Below are 15,910 nucleotides of genomic sequence, written 5' to 3'. Positions count from 1 at the left end.
CCTGTGCGCGGGCACACTTCACAGGGTGCCGGGCGTCAGCACAGGATCCAGCCGGAGCTGTACTTCCCCCGGCCCACCTTGCCCTTGAGCCACACGCAGCGGCGCCCGGCGTGCACGGTCACCGGGCCCGCGTGGTAGGCGTACGTGCCCTGGTCGACGACCGGCAGGTTGCCGCGGGCCTGCACGCTCACCGACATCGTGCGCCTCACGCCGGGCTTCTTGGTGAGGGTCACGGCGCAGACGTAGCCGCCGCGCTTGTAGACGAGCACGGTCCCGGTGGAGAACGGCAGGGTGCGGACCTTGCGGCCGGGACAGTAGGCGGAGGCGGCGGCCTGCGCCTCGCCCGGCGCCGCGACCGCGAGCAGGCCGGAGGCGGTCAGCACGGCCAGGCCGAGCGCGAGCCGTCGGCGTATCGCTCCACTGTCCACTGTCGTCCTCTCGTACCGCGTCGTCCGCGACCATCGGCGTACGCGTGTACGGACGCATGACGTATGTCGGACGGTTGCACGAGCGTTACGGAAACGCGGTCCGGGGTCCGGGGGTCTCAGCGGGACGCGCCGACCGGCTCCTCCGGCTCGGCGGCGCCGATGAACGTGCGCCACAGCTCCGCGTACCGGCCGCCGCGCGCGAGCAGCTCCTCGTGCGTGCCGTCCTCGGCGACCCGGCCGTGGTCCATGACGACGACCCGGTCGGCGCGGGCGGCGGTGGTGAGGCGGTGGGCGACGACGAGAGTCGTGCGGCGGCCCGCGAGGCGGTCGGTGGCCTGGTTGACCTGGGCCTCCGTGGCCAGGTCGAGGGCGGCCGTGGCCTCGTCGAGCAGCAGCACGTCCGGGTCGACCAGCTCGGCGCGGGCCAGGGCGATCAGCTGGCGCTGCCCGGCGGAGAGGTTGCGTCCGCGCTCGGCGACCTCGTGGAGGTAGCCGCCCTCCAGGGTGGCGATCATGTCGTGCGCGCCGACCGCGCGGGCCGCCGCCTCCACCTCGGCGTCGGTGGCGTCGGGCCGGCCGTAGGCGATGGCGTCGCGGACGGTGCCCTGGAAGAGGTACGCCTCCTGCGGGACGACCCCCAGACGGTGCCGGTACGAGGTGAGGTCCAGGGTGCGCAGATCGGCGCCGTCGACGGTGACCCGGCCGGCGGTCGGGTCGTAGAAGCGGGCCACGAGCTTGACGAGGGTCGACTTGCCGGCGCCGGTCTCGCCGACGAACGCGACGGTCTGCCCGGCGGGGATGCGCAGGTCGACGCCGCCGAGGGCCTCCTCGTCGTCGCCGTAGGCGAAGTGCACGTCCTCGAAGGCGATCTCGCCCCGCAGGGACAGGACTTCGAGGGGTTCGTCGGCGGACTTCGTCGACGTCGGCTCCCGCAGCAGCTCCTGGATGCGGCCCAGCGAGACGGACGCCTGCTGGTAGCCGTCGAAGACCTGGGAGAGCTGCTGCACGGGGGCGAAGAACAGGTCGATGTAGAGCAGGTACGCCACCAGGGAGCCGATGGCCAGCGTGCCGTCGTCGACCCGGGCCCCGCCCACGATCAGCACGGCCGCCGCCGCCACCGAGGACAGGAACTGCACGAACGGGAAGTACACCGAGATCAGCCACTGGCCCCGGATGCGTGCCAGGCGGTAGCTGTCGCTGCGCTCGGCGAACCGCCGCCCGCCGTCCCGCTCGCGCCGGAAGGCCTGCACGATCCGCAGCCCGGAGACCGACTCCTGGAGGTCGGCGTTGACCACCGACACCCGCTCGCGGGCCAGTTCGTACGCCTTCACGCTCGCCCGGCGGAAGAAGAACGTGGCGATGATCAGCGGCGGCAGCGTCGCGAAGACGACCAGCGCGAGCTGGAGGTCGATCACCAGCAGGGCGATCATGATGCCGAAGAAGGTGACGACCGAGACGAAGGCCGTGACCAGGCCCGTCTGCAGGAACGTCGACAGAGCGTCGACGTCGGTGGTCATCCGGGTCATGATCCGGCCGGTCAGCTCCCGCTCGTAGTAGTCGAGCCCGAGACGCTGGAGCTGGGCGAAGATCTTCAGGCGGAGCGAGTACAGGACCCGCTCGCCGGTGCGTCCGGTCATGCGGGTCTCGCCGATCTGGGCGGCCCACTGCACGACCACCGTCAGCAGCGCGAGCAGGGACGCCGCCCACACCGCGCCGAGCGCGGCCTGCGTGACGCCCGAGTCGATGCCGTGCCGGATCAGCACCGGCAGCAGCAGGCCCATGCCCGCGTCGGTGGCGACCAGGGCGAGGCTGACCAGCAGCGGCAGCCCGAAGCCGCGCAGCAGGCGGCGCAGGCCGTAGGACTCCTCCGGCTGGACGGCCCGGGACTCGTCGATGTCGGGCACGTCGGTGGCCGGGGGCAGCGCCTCGACCTGGGCGAGGAGTTCGGGGGTGGCCGGGCTCTCGGCGAGGGCCAGGTCCTTGCGCTCGCGGTCACCGCTCCACAGCCGCGGGGTGACGCCGCGCTCGGCGTCGAACTCGGCGTCCAGCTCGTCCCGTACGGAGGTGTCCTCCTGGGGGCAGGCCGGCTGGGTGTGGCCCGGGGAGACCGCGCCCAGTTCGTCGGGGTCGGTGAGCAGGCGCCGGTAGAGCGCCGAGCGCTCCTGGAGTTCCTCGTGGGTGCCGATGTCGGCGAGCCGTCCGCCGTCCAGGACGGCGATGCGGTCGGCGAGGTTCAGGGTGGAGCGGCGGTGGGCGATCAGCAGGGTCGTGCGGCCCCGCATGACGCTCTTCAGGGCCTCGTGGATCTCGTGCTCGACGCGGGCGTCCACGGCGGAGGTGGCGTCGTCCAGGACCAGCAGGCGCGGGTCGCTGAGGATGGCGCGGGCGAGGGCGACGCGCTGGCGCTGCCCGCCGGAGAGGGTGAGGCCGTGTTCGCCGACGGTGGTGTCGTAGCCGTCGGGGAGGTCCCTGATGAACCGGTCCGCCTGGGCGGCGCGGGCGGCCTTCTCGATCTCCTCCTGGGTGGCGTCCGGGCGGCCGTAGGCGATGTTGTTGCGGACGGTGTCGGAGAAGAGGAACGAGTCCTCGGGGACCAGTCCGATCGCGGCCCGCAGCGACTCCAGGGTCAGTTCGCGCACGTCGTGCCCGCCGACCAGGACGGCACCGCGGGTGACGTCGTAGAAGCGCGGCAGGAGCAGGGAGACGGTGGACTTGCCGGAGCCGGAGGAGCCGACGACGGCGAGGGTCTCGCCGGGGCGGATTTCGAAGGAGAGCCCGTCGAGGACGGGGCTGGTTTTGCCGTGGGCGCCCTCGTAGCCGAAGGAGACGTCGTCGAACTCGACGGTCGCGGGGGCGTCGGCGGGCAGGTCCTTGTGGCCGTCGCTCAGGGACGGCTCGGTGTCGATCAGCTCCAGGACGCGCTCGGTGCCGGCACGGGCCTGCTGGCCGACGGTGAGGACCATGGCGAGCATGCGGACGGGCCCGACGAGCTGGGCGAGGTAGGTGGAGAAGGCGACGAACGTGCCGAGCGTGATGTGCCCGCGCACCGCCAGCCAGCCGCCGAGGGCCAGCATCGCGACCTGGCCGAGGGCGGGAACGGCCTGCAGGGCCGGGGTGTAGACGGAGTTCAGGCGGATGGTGCGCAGCCGGCCCGCGAAGAGCCTGCGGCCGACCTCCCGGAGCTTGCCGGTCTCCTGCTCCTCCTGCCCGAAGCCCTTCACCACGCGCACACCGCTGACGGCGCCGTCGACCACGCCCGCGACGGCGGCGGCCTGGGCCTGGGCGTACCAGGTGGAGGGGTGCAGCCGCGTGCGGCTGCGCTTGGCGATCCACCACAGGGCGGGGGCCACGGCCAGGGCGACCAGGGTGAGCGGCACGGACAGCCACGCCATGATCACCAGGGAGATCAGGAACAGCATGAAGTTCCCGATGGTCATCGGGAGCATGAAGAGCAGGCCCTGGATCAGCTGGAGGTCGCTGGTGGCACGGCCGACGACCTGGCCGGTGGACAGCTCGTCCTGGCGGCGGCCGTCGAGCCGGGTGATCGTGCCGTACATCTCCGTCCGCAGGTCGTGCTGGACGTCGAGGGCGAGGCGTCCGCCGTAGTAGCGGCGGATGTACGTGAGGACGTAGACGACCAGGGCGGCGCCGACGAGGAGGCCGGCCCAGGTGGTCATGGACCGGGTGTGCTCGGTGATGACGTCGTCGATGATCACCTTGGTGATCAGGGGGACGAGGGCCATCACGGCCATGCCGGCGAGGGAGGACCCGAGAGCGAGTACGACGTCCTTCGGGTGGCGCCACGCGTAGGCCCACAGTCGTCGTGCCCATCCCCGTTTCGGTGTCACGCCGGTGCCTTCCAGTCGTCCTGCTCTGCCGGAAGGCACCAACGTCTTCGGGGGCGGATTTCATCCCGCTGTGACAGTCCCTAAAAGAAAGGCGTTGTCCTTACCCGCAAGTAGTAGAAGCGGGTCGTCTGGGCCGGGTTCTCGTTGTCGTCGCTGGCGAGCAGGACCCTCAGCGTGTTCTTCGTGCGGCCCGTGATCGTCATGGCCTCGATGTTGTCCAGCAGCGGGTTCGGCTGGGGCTGCTTGGCCGTGGCGCCCAGGGTCGGGCAGGTCACGAGGTCGGTGAGCAGGGTCTTCCGCATGCCGTTGCGGGGGTCGGCCAGGTAGAGGCGGACCGTGTTGCCCACGCCGGCCGTGAAGCCGCGCTCCAGGACGAGGAGACGGCCGTCGGGGGTCGCCCGGATCTCGGGGACGCCCAGGCCGGGGTCGGTGCGGTAGGTGTACTGCACGCCGAGCCGGAAGTGGGAGCCGTGGCGCTTCCAGGTCTGGAGGCGGACGGTGTCGGCGGGGTCGCCGGAGAGCGGGTACTCCATGGACGCGACCAGCGTGCGGCCGTCGGGCAGCAGGGTCAGGCCCTCGAACGTGCCGTTGGGCCGGCCGCGGCCCGCGGGGGCCACGCGCAGGTCGTCCGGGACCGGCAGGCGGTCGAGGATCTCGCCGGTGCGGGAGTAGCGGCGTACCGACGGCTCGGTCTCGGAGGAGACGAGGTACGTGCCGTCCCGGTCCACGACCAGGCCCTCGGAGTCGAGCGCGGCCCCGTTCTCGTCGGAGAGGGGGAGCACGGACCGGGGCTTGAGCGTCCGCGCGTCCAGGCGGAACAGGGACGAGCGGTCGGAGAGGGCGGCCAGGGAGCCGTCCCGGTCCACGGCGAGGGCGGAGAAGTTGCCGACGACGGTGTTCTCGTACGTCGTCTTGTCGAGCGCGTCCGAGAAACGGCCGATGGACACGGACGGCGAGCAGGCGTGGGACGTCGACGCCTGGGCGGGGCCGGCGGCGGTCAGGCACGTGGCCGCCGCCAGGCCCGCCGTGAGGAGGGCGAGCTGGGTTCTCAGAGGCATGGGCGTCACCGTAGGGCGGGCCGGTGACGCCGGGTGGGCGACGGGGTGAAGGTCAGCTCGCGGCCAGGTCGCGGTGGATGACCTTGGCCACGGCCTGGATGGTGGCGATGCCGTAGTTCATGGTGCTGTTGCCGTGGGTGAGCACGGTCATCGTGTAATCGTGGCCGCCGCCCTTGAACGCGCCGATGCTGTGCACCCGCCAGCCGTTCGTGGAGCGCTGCAGCCAGCCGTTCTTGACGGCGACGGTGACACCGGCGGGCACGCCGTACGGGGTGCCCCAGCGCTGGGACGAGACGACCTGGCTCATCAGCTTGAGGATGTAGGCGCGGGAGTTGTCGCTCAGGACCGTGTTCTTGCCGGTGATGAGCTTCAGCAGCTTCTGCTCGTCGGTGACGGTGATCTGGGTCAGGCCCCAGTAGCCGTTCGCGCCGGGCTTGGTCTGCGTCATGCCGGCCGCGGCGAGGAAGCCCTTGATCTTCGTCATGCCGAGCTGCTTCCACAGGGTGGAGGTCGCGGCGTTGTCCGACTTGGTGATCATGGCCTTGGCGAGGGTGTTCTCGCGGTCGGTGAGATACCGGTTCGTCTTCTTCGCGTCCCACAGCAGCGTGGCGAGAACGGTGACCTTGACGACACTGGCCGAGTCGTAGGCGGAGCTCGCGCGCAGGGTGCAGGTCGTGTTGGTGCTGCGGTCGTGGAGGCCGACGGCGACGGTGCCCTTGCGGGTGGCGAGCGCGGCGGTGATGTCCTTCTTCAGCTTGTCGGCGAGGCCGGCCCTGGCCGAGGTGCAGGTCACGGCCGGCGTGGCAGCGGCGGCGGGCGTGGCTGCGGCGACGAGGGGCACGAGCACGCCGGTACCCACGGCCACCGCCAGCACTCTCGCGCGGCGGGATATCCCAGGAGTCATGCACCCCTTGACACACGGGCGCGGGGTAAAGGTTGTAGGCATGGGTGAAGGCTTGTACGAGTCGTTACCTCGCGCGGTGCGGTTTCACAGGAAAGGGCCAGCTTCGGCACAGCGACCACCAACCGGGGCTGTCCACGATGCCCGGGTGACATCTCCGACCGAAACCCAGCTCCGCACCGCCGAGCCCCCTCCGGCCCCGCCTCGGGACACCGCCGCCGCCCCGCGCTGGTCGCTCCCCGTGCTGCTCGCGATCCTCGCCCTGGCCGCGGTGCTGTACTCCTGGAACCTGTCCGGGTCCAGTCTCAACAGCTTCTACAGCGCCGCCGTGCTGAGCGGCACGGAGAGCTGGAAGGCGTGGTTCTTCGGCTCGTTGGACGCCGGGAACTTCCTCACCGTCGACAAGCCGCCGCTCGCCCTGATGGTCATGGGCCTGTCGTGCCGCCTCTTCGGGTACGGCACCTGGCAGATGATGGCGCCGATGACCGTGGCGGCCCTGGCCACGATCTGGATCCTGCACTCCTGCGTGAAGCGGGTGTTCGGGCACGCGGCGGCGGCCGTGGCGGCCCTCGTCCTGGCCCTGACGCCCATCACGGTCGCCATCAACCGGGACAACAACCCGGACACCCTGCTGGTGTTCCTGATGGTGTCCGGCGCGGCCCTCGCGCTGCGCGCGACGCGGAACGGGCGGCTGCTGCCGCTGCTCGGCTCGGCGGCCTGCTTCGGGCTCGCCTTCAACACCAAGATGCTCCAGGGGTACATCGCGCTGCCCGCCGTGTTCGTGGTCTACCTGTACGCGGCCCGGCCCGCGTGGGCGAAGCGGATCGTGCACCTGCTGGCGGCCGGCGTGGTGCTGGCGGTGTCCAGCTTCTGGTGGGCGGCCGCGGTGTCGCTGGTGCCGGCCTCCGAGCGGCCGTACATCGGCGGTTCGACGGACGGCACCGCCTGGAACCTGATCACGGGCTACAACGGCCTCGGCCGGATCCTCGGCGGTGAGGGCAACGGCGGTGGCGGCGGGGGCGGAGGCGGCGGCTTCTCCGGCACCGCGGGCCTCGGCCGGATGTTCAACGAGATCCTCGGCGGCCAGATCTCCTGGCTGCTCCCCTTCGCCGGCATCGCCCTCGTCGGCGGCCTGGTGCTGTGCGGCCGCGCCCCGCGTACGGACCCCACCCGGGCCGCGCTGGCGCTGTGGGGCGGCTGGACCGTGCTGCACTACCTGACCTTCGCGCTGGCCGAGGGCACGATGCACCCGTACTACACGACCGCGCTAGCCCCGGGCATCGCGGCGCTGTGCGGGGGCGGCGGGGTGCTGCTGCTGCGGGCCTTCCGCCGCGACCGGCGGTGGCTGTGGGTGCTGCCCCTCGGGCTGGGCGTCACGGCCGTCTGGGCGGCGGTGCTGCTGCGGCGGGCCTCCGGCTGGAACACCTGGCTGTGGCCCACCGTCCTGGTCGTCATGGCGCTGGCCCTCGCGGGCCTGTTCGTCTTCCGCTCCGGCACCTCGGGCCTGCGGCTGCGGTTGCTCGCGGTGTCGGTGGTGGCGGCGGTCGTCGCGGCGGTGGCGGGTCCTGCCGCGTACGCCTGGTCGGTGCCGTCCGGGTCGGGCGGCGGGGGCATGAGCGGTACGAACCCGACCGCGGGGCCGTCCACGGGCAGTGGCTTCGGCGGGCCCGGGGGCGGGGGCGACGGCGGCGGCCGGGGCTTCCCGGGGGGCGGGACGCCGCCCGGCGGTCAGAACGGGCAGGGCGGACAGACCAGGCAGGGAAGCCAGAGCGGCCAGAGCGGACAGGCTCCTCAAGGGGCGGGCGGCATGCCCCAGGGCAGCACCTCCGGCACCCGGCAGCCCGGCGGCATGGCCGGTGGCATGGGCGGCGGCGCGAGCAGCGAGCTGATCGCGTACCTGAAGAAGCACCAGGATGGCGCCAAGTGGCTGCTGGCGGTGTCCAGTTCGCAGAGCGCGGCCCAGCTCATCGTCAGCAGCGGCGAGCCCGTCATCTCCATGTGGGGCTGGTCCGGCAGCGACAAGGCGATGACGCTCGCCCGGCTCAAGGAACTGGTGAAGAAGGGCGAGCTGCACTACATCCAGCTGGGCGGCGGTCCGGGCGGTGGGTCCACCGTCAGCTCCGAGGTCACGGCGTGGGTGCAGAAGCACGGCACGGCAGTGAAGGAGAGCGACTACAGCAAGAGCACGAATACGGAGTCGAGTTCGGCAGCGACCTCCGGCTCCTCGACGCAGTCGAACCAGTCGAACCAGTCGACGATCTACCGCCTGGACGCGTCCGACGTCAGCTGACACCACGTCCCCGGGACCGGTGCGCCCCGTCGAACGGCCCCGACCCCTCGGTCCGGGGCCGTTCCCCTGTCCCCGATCATGGACACCGGGTGTCCGGCGGACGGGTGAAGGGAAACGAGCGGTGGGTTACTGCCTGGAGATGAGCACCGGCGACATGCGGACGGTGGTGCGGCTGCTCACCGCGGTGGAGCGAACCGAGCAGCAGGAGCGCACGCTCGCCCGGGTGCGCACGGAGTGCGAGCGCACCGACGCCCGGTTCCTGGAGCAGGGCATCGACCTGGACGTCTCCATCCACCAGGCCCTGGAGGAGCTGATCGACGGCACCCCGAGCACCGACCTCTGCCCCTCGTACAGTTACGCCTTCTACCAGGTCGTCGCCGCGCACTTCTCGGATCCCACCGACCTCGGCGACTGGCGGCGTCCGGCGTGGTTCTACGCCATGGACGACGAACTGGCCCGGCACGGCGTCCCGTCCGACCTGCTCCCCGGCACGTTCCTGTTCAGCGGCCCGCCCCTGCGCCTCCCCCACCCCGGCGACGCGGTGCCCGCGATCGGCACCCTGCCGACCCAGCGGGCCGCCGCCCTCGCCGACGCGTACGCGTCCGTGCTGGACCGGCTGGATCCCGAATTCCGCGCTGCCGCACGCCGGTTCGCCGAGGTCATGCGGTTCGAGGCGGAGGAGTGGGAGCGTTCGCGGAAGCTCGGGATGAACCCGGACACGCTGCTCTTCTGGTTCCACTGACCTCTGCTCGAACCCTTGACGTCGCCTTTCCCACCGGGATACTTGCGGTCGACAGCGCGCCAACTGCCGTGTCGGGCAAGGGCTTTCGTTTCATCCGCTCCGATGTGGACCACGGTGCCGCATGTCCGAGATCCCGAACGCTGTGCGAAGTATCGAAGACTTCGTGACGGCCACCCCCACAGGAGGATCCGCAATGAGCCCACGCAAGGCACTCGTGGCCGCCCTGACCGCCGCGCTGCTGGCCGGCCCCGGCGTCGCCCAGGCCGCCACCCCCCAGGCGGCGCCCGCCCCGGCCCGGGAACGCGCCGCGGCGGCCACCATCACCTGGTCCCTCGTCCGCGCGAGCAACCCCACCGCGGACCAGCGCTCCGCCTACGACCTCATCACCAAGGCCATGAACGCGGCGGTGGCCCGCTACAACAACCTCAGCGACCTGGGCAAGACCATCACCGTCCGCTACGAGCCGGGCGTGCCCACCGCCGACGGCAGCACGAACGGCACGATCCGCTTCGGCAGCAACCGCAGCTACATGAACGAGCGGACGGCCCTGCACGAGATCTCCCACACCCTCGGCGTGGGGCTGAGCGGCGGCTGGTCCCGCCTCGGCGGCAGCGGCACCTGGACCGGCGCGCAGGCCACCGCGCTCGTCAAGCAGTACGACGGCTCCGGCGCCAAGATCTCCACCGGCGGCGGCCACTTCTGGCCCTACGGCCTGAACTACGACAACGAATGGTCGGGCACGGCGGCCGACCGCCACGTCCACATCGTCGCCGCGATGGTCCGCGACGGGCTGTAGGGGTACACCCCGACACCCCCAGCCCGCCCGGCCGGCGCTCACCCCAGGTGCGTCGGCGCGAACATCCGCAGGACGGCGGGGAGCAGGACCACCGAGGGCCCGGGCGTCTCCACTGCCTTCGCGAGGTCCTGCTCCAGGCTCTCCGGGGTCGTCCGGACCCCGGGGACGCCGAAGGACTCCGCCAGCGCCACGAAATCGGGCCGGGTCAGTTCCGTCGCGGTCGCCTCGCCGAACGCGTCGGTCATGTACTCGCGCAGGATGCCGTAACCGCCGTCGTCGACGATGAGCCAGGTGACGTTCAGGCCGTACTGGCGGGCCGTCGCCAGCTCGGCGACGGAGTACAGCGCCCCGCCGTCGCCCGAGACCGCGAGGACCGGCCGGGTCGGGTCGGCCACCGCCGCGCCGAGGGCCGCCGGGAAGGCGTAGCCGAGGCCGCCCGCGCCCTGGGCGGAGTGCAGGTGGTTGGGGCCCTTGGCGTCGAAGGCCGACCAGGCCCAGTAGGCCAGGATGGTCATGTCCCAGAAGGACGGGGAGTCGGCCGGGAGCGCCCTGCGCACGGACGCCAGCACGTCCTGCTCCAGGGTGAGGTCCTGGGCGGCGATGCGGTCGGTGACCTTCGCCAGCACCTGACGGACGCGGTCCGCGGCCGACGCGTCCTCGCGGGGCGACACCGTCTCCAGCAGGGCCTGGAGCGCCAGCCGGGCGTCGGCGTGGATGCCGAGGGCGGGGTGGTTGGACTCCAGCTTGCCGAGGTCGGCCTCGATCTGGATCACCCGGCCGCGCGGCTTGAACGTGTGGTAGTTCGAGGAGAGTTCGCCGAGGCCCGACCCGACCACGAGCAGGACGTCGGCGTCCTCCAGGAAGTCCGTGGTGTGCCGGTCCTCGATCCAGGACTGGAGGGACAGGGGGTGCGTCCAGGGGAACGCGCCCTTGCCGCCGGGGGTCGTGACGACCGGCGCCCGGAGCCGCTCCGCCAGCTGCTTCAGCTTGCCCGAGGCGTCCGCCCGTACCACTCCCCCGCCCGCGATGATCGCCGGGCGGGCGGCCTTCGACAGCAGGTCGGCGGCGACGGCGGTCAGTTCGGGGCGGGGCGGCAGTTCCTCGGGGAACGCGTCGCCGCCCGTCACCACGGGGATCGCCGTCCCGGCGAGCAGCACGTCCTGCGGGATCTCCACCCACACCGGCCCGTGCGGGGCGGTCAGCGCCGACTTCCAGGCCGCCTCGATCGCGGAGGGGATCTGGGACTGGGTGCGGACGGTGTGGACGGACTTCACCACGCCCCGGAACGAGGCCGCCTGGTCGGGGAGTTCGTGCAGGTAGCCGTGGCGTCCGCCGCCGAGGCCCGCCGTGGGGACCTGGCTGCTGATCGCCAGCACGGGCGCGGAGGCGGCCGCGGCCTCCTGGAGCGCGGCGAGGGACGTCAGCGCGCCCGGCCCGGTCGACAGCAGCAGCGGGGCGGCCTCGCCGGTGATCCGGCCGTAGGCGTCGGCCGCGAACCCGGCGTTGTTCTCCACGCGCAGGCCGATGTAGCGCAGGTCGGAGCGGCGCAGCGCGTCGAACATGCCGAGGGCGTGCTGGCCGGGCAGGCCGAAGACGGTCGTCGCGCCGAGCCCGGCCAGGGTTTCCACGACCAGGTCTCCGCCGTTGCGGCCGGGAGGAGGGTTGAGGGCGGCCTCCGTCTGGGCGGGCGTCGGGCGGAGCACCAGGTCGTGGTCGTGGGTCACTTGGCTTCCGAGTCCTTCCGGGCCGCGGCGATCTGGCGGGACATGATCGTGGTCAGTTCGTACGCCGTGTGGGAGGCCGCCACCGACGTGATCTCCGCGTGATCGTACGCGGGGGCCACTTCGACGACGTCCGCGGAGACCAGGTTGCAGGAGGCCAGGCCGCGCAGGATCTCCAGCAGCTCGCGCGAGGTCATGCCGCCGGCCTCGGGGGTGCCGGTGCCGGGGGCGTGGGCCGGGTCGAGGCAGTCGATGTCGATGGAGATGTACAGCGGCCGGTCGCCGATGCGCTGGCGGAGCTGGTCGGCGACCTCGTCGGCACCGCGCCGGTAGACGTCGGCGGAGGTGACGATGCCGAAGCCCATCTTCTCGTCGTCGGTCAGGTCCTGCTTGCCGTAGAGGGGACCGCGGATGCCGACGTGCGAGAGCGCCTCGGTGTCGAGGATGCCCTCCTCCACCGCGCGGCGGAACGGGGTGCCGTGCGTGTACTCGGCGCCGAAGTAGGTGTCCCAGGTGTCGAGGTGGGCGTCGAAGTGCAGCAGCGCCACCGGGCCGTGCTTCTTCGCCACCGAGCGCAGCAGGGGCAGGGCGATGGTGTGGTCGCCGCCGAGGGTCATCAGGCGGGCGCCCGTGCCGAGCAGGTCGTCCGCGGCGGCCTCGACGGTCTCGACGGCCTCGTTGATGTTGAACGGGTTCACGGCGATGTCGCCGCCGTCCGCGACCTGCGCGAGGGCGAACGGGGAGGCGTCCTGCGCCGGGTTGTACGGCCGCAGCAGCCGGGACGCCTCGCGGATCGCGTTGCCGCCGAAGCGGGCGCCCGGCCGGTACGAGACACCCGAGTCGAACGGGACGCCCACCACGGCGACATCGGCCCGGCCGACCTCGTCGAGCCGGGGCAGCCGGGCGAAGGTCGCGGGGCCGGCGTACCGCGGGATGCGGGAGGAGTCGACGGGCCCGCGCGGAGTCTCGTTGCTGCTCATGAAGAAATGCCTTCTTTCCTACGCTTCATCGCGTATGTACTGCTTGCTCTACGACTCTACTGGGGAGCCGCGACCGGTTCGGACGCGAGTTCGGGAGACCGCCCCGCGAGCCGCTCGCGCCAGGCGGCCAGCACGGCGGCGTCGGTGGCGGGGGTGGCCAGGGAGACGATCACGTACGCGGCGAGCGAGGCGAGCAGGCCGTAGTAGACGGGCTCGTTGGCGAGGATGCCGTGGGTCGCCATCAGCACGACGACCGCGACTCCGCCGACCACCACGGAGGCGAGGGCGCCGTACACCGTGCCGCGCTTCCACACCAGGCCGCCGAGGATCGGCACGAGCAGTCCGCCGACGAGGAGGTTGTAGGCGACGGTCAGCGCCTCGACGACGTTGTCGATGGCGATGGCCGTGGCGATGACGGCGAGGCCCATGAGGAGGATGAACGCCCGGTTGCCCTTGACCTCGTCGTGATCGTCGGCCGGTGCGCTCCGGCTGATCCCCCGCAGCCGGGACCAGATGTCGTTGTTGGCGACGGTGGCGCAGGCGATCAGCGCGCCGGAGGAGGTCGACATCACGGCGGCCAGGGCGGCGGCCAGCACCAGCCCGCGCACGCCGACGGGCAGTTCCTCCTTCACGATCGTCGCGAAGGCGTCGTCCGCGCTGCCGAGCTTCGGGTACAGCACCCTGGCCGCCGTGCCGATGACGGCACCGGCGAGGGCGTAGGCGAGGCAGTACGTGCCGGCGATGGTGCCGCCCCACCGGGCGGTGCGGTCGCTGCGGGCGGTGAAGACGCGCTGCCAGATGTCCTGCCCGATGAGCATGCCGAACGTGTAGATCAGCACGTAGGTGAAGATCGTCTCGCCGCCGATGCCGAGCGGGTCGAAGTACTCGGTGGGCAGCTGCGCCTTCATCTCGCCGAACCCGCCGGCCTTGACGACGGCGATGGGCAGCAGGAGCAGGAGCACGCCGATGGTCTTCACGACGAACTGCACCATGTCGGTCAGCGTGATCGACCACATGCCGCCGAGGGTCGAGTACGCCACGACGATCGAGCCGCCGAGGACGATCGCCAGGGTGCGGTTGAGGTCGAACAGGACGTCGAAGATGGTGGCGTAGGCGATGGTCGAGGTCACGGCGAGCATCAGCGTGTACGCCCACATGACGAGCCCGGAGATGATGCCGGCGCGACCACCGCCGTAGCGCAGGTCGAGCATCTCGGAGACGGTGTAGACCCTCAGCCGGGCGATGCGGGCGGAGAAGAACACGGACAGGGCGAGCAGGCCCAGGCCGATGGTGAACACCATCCAGGCGCCGCTCAGTCCGTACTGGTAGCCCAGCCCCACACCGCCGATGGTGGAGGCGCCGCCGAGGACGATCGCCGCCATGGTGCCGGAGTACATGGCCGGGCCGAGCCGGCGGCCGGCCACGAGGAACTCGCTCTTGGACCGGGCGCGGCGCATGCCCCACCAGCCCATGGCCAGCATTCCGGCCAGGTAGACGACGATCACGAGGTAGTCGACGGCCATGGGGCCTCCTTCGCACGCGCTCGGTCGTGGGGGACGACGAGGTTGACGAGGACTGACCCTAGGTGGCCGGAAAGCGACAGCGAAGTGTACGTTTCATCCATCCGCGCGGCACTGGCTGGAGGGAACGCACATGCCGGACCCGACTGTCCCGCCCACCCCACCGGTACCGCTGTCCGCCCTGCTGGCCCACGAGGACCTGGCGCTGCGCCGGATCGCGGGTCCCGCCGCCGCGGACACGGTCGTCCACTGGGTGCACACCTCGGAGATGGCCGACCCGTACCCCTATCTGCTGGGCGGGGAACTGCTGCTCACAGCGGGCGTGCACATCCCCGAGGCGGCGGGGTCCGGGACCTACTTCGACGACTACGTGTCCCGGATCGTCGCGGCGGGCGGTGCGGCCCTCGGCTTCGGCGTGGCGCCGGTGCACGACACGGTGCCGAGGGCGCTGGTCGCGGCCTGCGACGCGCACGGCCTGCCGCTGCTGGAGGTGCCGCCGCAGACCACGTTCTCGGGTGTGGCCCGGGCGGTCTGGCAGCTGATGGCCCGGGCCCGCATGGCCGAACTGCGCCGCGTGACCGAGGCTCAGCAGAGCCTCGCCGCCGCCGCGTCCCGCCCCGACCCGGTCGCGTCGGTCCTCCGCCAGTTGGCCCAGCGGCTGGGCGGCCGGGCCGTGCTGTACGGGCCGGAAGGGGCGGAGATCGCGGGGGCGGGGAGGGACCCGGGAGGTGAGGTGCGCGAGGCGCTGGCGCGGCTGGCGGAGGTCGTACAGCCGCCCGCGAGCCGCCCGGCCTCCGCCACCGACAGCGTCGCCGGTGCCCAGCTGGCGGTGTATGCCCTCGGCGCGGGGCACGGCTTCGTGCTGGGGGTCGCCACGCCGCACCGCGCCCCCGGGGACCACACCATCGCCTCCGTCGCCGCCGTGCTCCTCTCCCTGCTCACCGGCGATCAGCGAAGCGGCACGGGTGCGGCGCGGTCCGCCGCGCTGGTGCGACTGCTGCTGGGGGCGCCGCCCGAGGAGGCCGCGTCGCTGCTGGGCGGTGACCGGTGGCTCGTCGTGCACGCCCGGCCGGACGGGGACGGCGCCCCCGACCCCGTCGCGGCCTCCGCGCTGGGCGCCGCGCTCGGCTCCGCCCTGGTCGATCCGGCGGGCGACGTCGTCCGCGTCCTGGTTCCGGCCGACCGGGCACCGGAGCCGCTGCCCGGCTGGACCCTGGGCGTCAGCGCCGCCGTCACGCCCGCCGAGTGGCCCGCCGCCGACACCCAGGCGGCCCGCGCCCTGGCCCGGGCCCGCGCCACCCGGGCGCCGCTGTTCCGGCACGGCGCCCGCCCCGCCCTCGCCGACCTGGTCCCGCCCGGTGAGGCGGCGGACCACGCCCGCGCGCTCCTCGCCCCGGTGACGGCCCACCCCGCGCTCACCGAGACCCTGCGCGCCTGGCTCTCCCTGCACGGCAGTTGGGACCGTACGGCCGTCGCCCTGTCCGTGCACCGCAACACCGTCCGGCAGCGCATCGCCCGCTGCGCGGCCCTGCTGGAGACGGACCTCGACGACCCGGACGTCCGCATGGAACTCTGGTTCGCGCTGCGGCAGGTCTGAGTACGTGAGCGGGGCCCCACTGAGTACGT

11 protein-coding genes are annotated in these 15,910 nt (G+C 72.4%); 4 read left to right on the top strand and 7 right to left on the bottom strand.

The annotated features are described in order from the left end of the window. Nucleotides 1-35: 35 nt before the first annotated feature. The 4 genes from ACSUPV_RS25995 to ACSUPV_RS25980 all read right to left on the bottom strand — a co-directional run bounded on the left by ACSUPV_RS25995 (nucleotide 36) and on the right by ACSUPV_RS25980 (nucleotide 6,238). Nucleotides 36-428 carry a hypothetical protein gene (locus ACSUPV_RS25995; protein ID WP_382609495.1) on the bottom strand — a complete coding sequence of 131 codons (393 nt, stop codon included), beginning with the start codon at nucleotides 426-428 and terminating at the stop codon, nucleotides 36-38. A gap of 116 nt (nucleotides 429-544) precedes the next feature. Further along, the gene (locus ACSUPV_RS25990) at nucleotides 545-4,276 is read right to left on the bottom strand and encodes an ABC transporter ATP-binding protein (RefSeq protein WP_436948654.1); all 3,732 of its coding nucleotides are present in this window, start codon (nucleotides 4,274-4,276) and stop codon (nucleotides 545-547) included. A gap of 80 nt (nucleotides 4,277-4,356) precedes the next feature. Beyond that, the gene (locus ACSUPV_RS25985; RefSeq protein ID WP_436948653.1) at nucleotides 4,357-5,334 is read right to left on the bottom strand and encodes an esterase-like activity of phytase family protein; all 978 of its coding nucleotides are present in this window, start codon (nucleotides 5,332-5,334) and stop codon (nucleotides 4,357-4,359) included. Nucleotides 5,335-5,386: 52 nt separating this feature from the next. Further along, nucleotides 5,387-6,238 carry a serine hydrolase gene (locus ACSUPV_RS25980; protein WP_037770121.1) on the bottom strand — a complete coding sequence of 284 codons (852 nt, stop codon included), beginning with the start codon at nucleotides 6,236-6,238 and terminating at the stop codon, nucleotides 5,387-5,389. A 145-nt stretch (nucleotides 6,239-6,383) separates the two neighbouring features. Between ACSUPV_RS25980 and ACSUPV_RS25975 the strand changes: the two genes are divergently transcribed. The 3 genes from ACSUPV_RS25975 (at nucleotide 6,384) to ACSUPV_RS25965 (ending at nucleotide 10,063) form a co-directional block, all read left to right on the top strand. Further along, nucleotides 6,384-8,525, top strand: coding sequence for an ArnT family glycosyltransferase (locus ACSUPV_RS25975; protein ID WP_436948652.1), 2,142 nt, complete (start codon nucleotides 6,384-6,386; stop codon nucleotides 8,523-8,525). Nucleotides 8,526-8,646: 121 nt separating this feature from the next. Beyond that, nucleotides 8,647-9,267, top strand: a complete 621-nt coding sequence (locus ACSUPV_RS25970; protein ID WP_436948651.1) for a DUF7691 family protein — start codon at nucleotides 8,647-8,649, stop codon at nucleotides 9,265-9,267. A gap of 193 nt (nucleotides 9,268-9,460) precedes the next feature. Next, nucleotides 9,461-10,063, top strand: coding sequence for a hypothetical protein (locus ACSUPV_RS25965; protein ID WP_359790020.1), 603 nt, complete (start codon nucleotides 9,461-9,463; stop codon nucleotides 10,061-10,063). A 38-nt stretch (nucleotides 10,064-10,101) separates the two neighbouring features. Here ACSUPV_RS25965 and ACSUPV_RS25960 read toward each other — a convergent pair whose 3' ends face one another. Genes ACSUPV_RS25960 through ACSUPV_RS25950 form a run of 3 tightly spaced genes read right to left on the bottom strand, consistent with a single transcriptional unit; the run spans nucleotide 10,102 to nucleotide 14,287 of the window. Further along, nucleotides 10,102-11,787 carry a thiamine pyrophosphate-binding protein gene (locus tag ACSUPV_RS25960; RefSeq protein ID WP_436948650.1) on the bottom strand — a complete coding sequence of 562 codons (1,686 nt, stop codon included), beginning with the start codon at nucleotides 11,785-11,787 and terminating at the stop codon, nucleotides 10,102-10,104. Further along, nucleotides 11,784-12,764, bottom strand: coding sequence for an agmatinase (speB, locus tag ACSUPV_RS25955; protein ID WP_031114210.1), 981 nt, complete (start codon nucleotides 12,762-12,764; stop codon nucleotides 11,784-11,786). Before speB ends, ACSUPV_RS25960 begins: the two co-directional genes overlap by 4 nt. A 56-nt stretch (nucleotides 12,765-12,820) precedes the next feature. Beyond that, nucleotides 12,821-14,287, bottom strand: a complete 1,467-nt coding sequence (locus tag ACSUPV_RS25950; RefSeq protein WP_436948649.1) for a sodium:solute symporter — start codon at nucleotides 14,285-14,287, stop codon at nucleotides 12,821-12,823. A gap of 130 nt (nucleotides 14,288-14,417) precedes the next feature. Here ACSUPV_RS25950 and ACSUPV_RS25945 point away from each other — a divergent pair, with 130 nt between their 5' ends. Then, complete coding sequence (locus ACSUPV_RS25945) at nucleotides 14,418-15,881, top strand: PucR family transcriptional regulator ligand-binding domain-containing protein (RefSeq protein WP_436948648.1); 1,464 nt, start codon at nucleotides 14,418-14,420, stop codon at nucleotides 15,879-15,881. Nucleotides 15,882-15,910: the final 29 nt, after the last annotated feature.

The organism is Streptomyces sp. SudanB52_2052, assembly GCF_964272415.1.
GTDB lineage: Bacteria > Actinomycetota > Actinomycetes > Streptomycetales > Streptomycetaceae > Streptomyces > Streptomyces olindensis.
This window is presented reverse-complemented; position numbering and strand designations above follow the sequence as displayed.

Coding starts and splice junctions, on each gene's coding strand:
- ACSUPV_RS25985 (WP_436948653.1), bottom strand. CDS start 5,334: ATGCCTCTGAGAACCCAGCTCGCCCTCCTCACGGCGGGCCTGGCGGCG.
- ACSUPV_RS25980 (WP_037770121.1), bottom strand. CDS start 6,238: ATGACTCCTGGGATATCCCGCCGCGCGAGAGTGCTGGCGGTGGCCGTG.
- ACSUPV_RS25965 (WP_359790020.1), top strand. CDS start 9,461: ATGAGCCCACGCAAGGCACTCGTGGCCGCCCTGACCGCCGCGCTGCTG.
- speB (WP_031114210.1), bottom strand. CDS start 12,764: ATGAGCAGCAACGAGACTCCGCGCGGGCCCGTCGACTCCTCCCGCATC.
- ACSUPV_RS25950 (WP_436948649.1), bottom strand. CDS start 14,287: ATGGCCGTCGACTACCTCGTGATCGTCGTCTACCTGGCCGGAATGCTG.
- ACSUPV_RS25945 (WP_436948648.1), top strand. CDS start 14,418: ATGCCGGACCCGACTGTCCCGCCCACCCCACCGGTACCGCTGTCCGCC.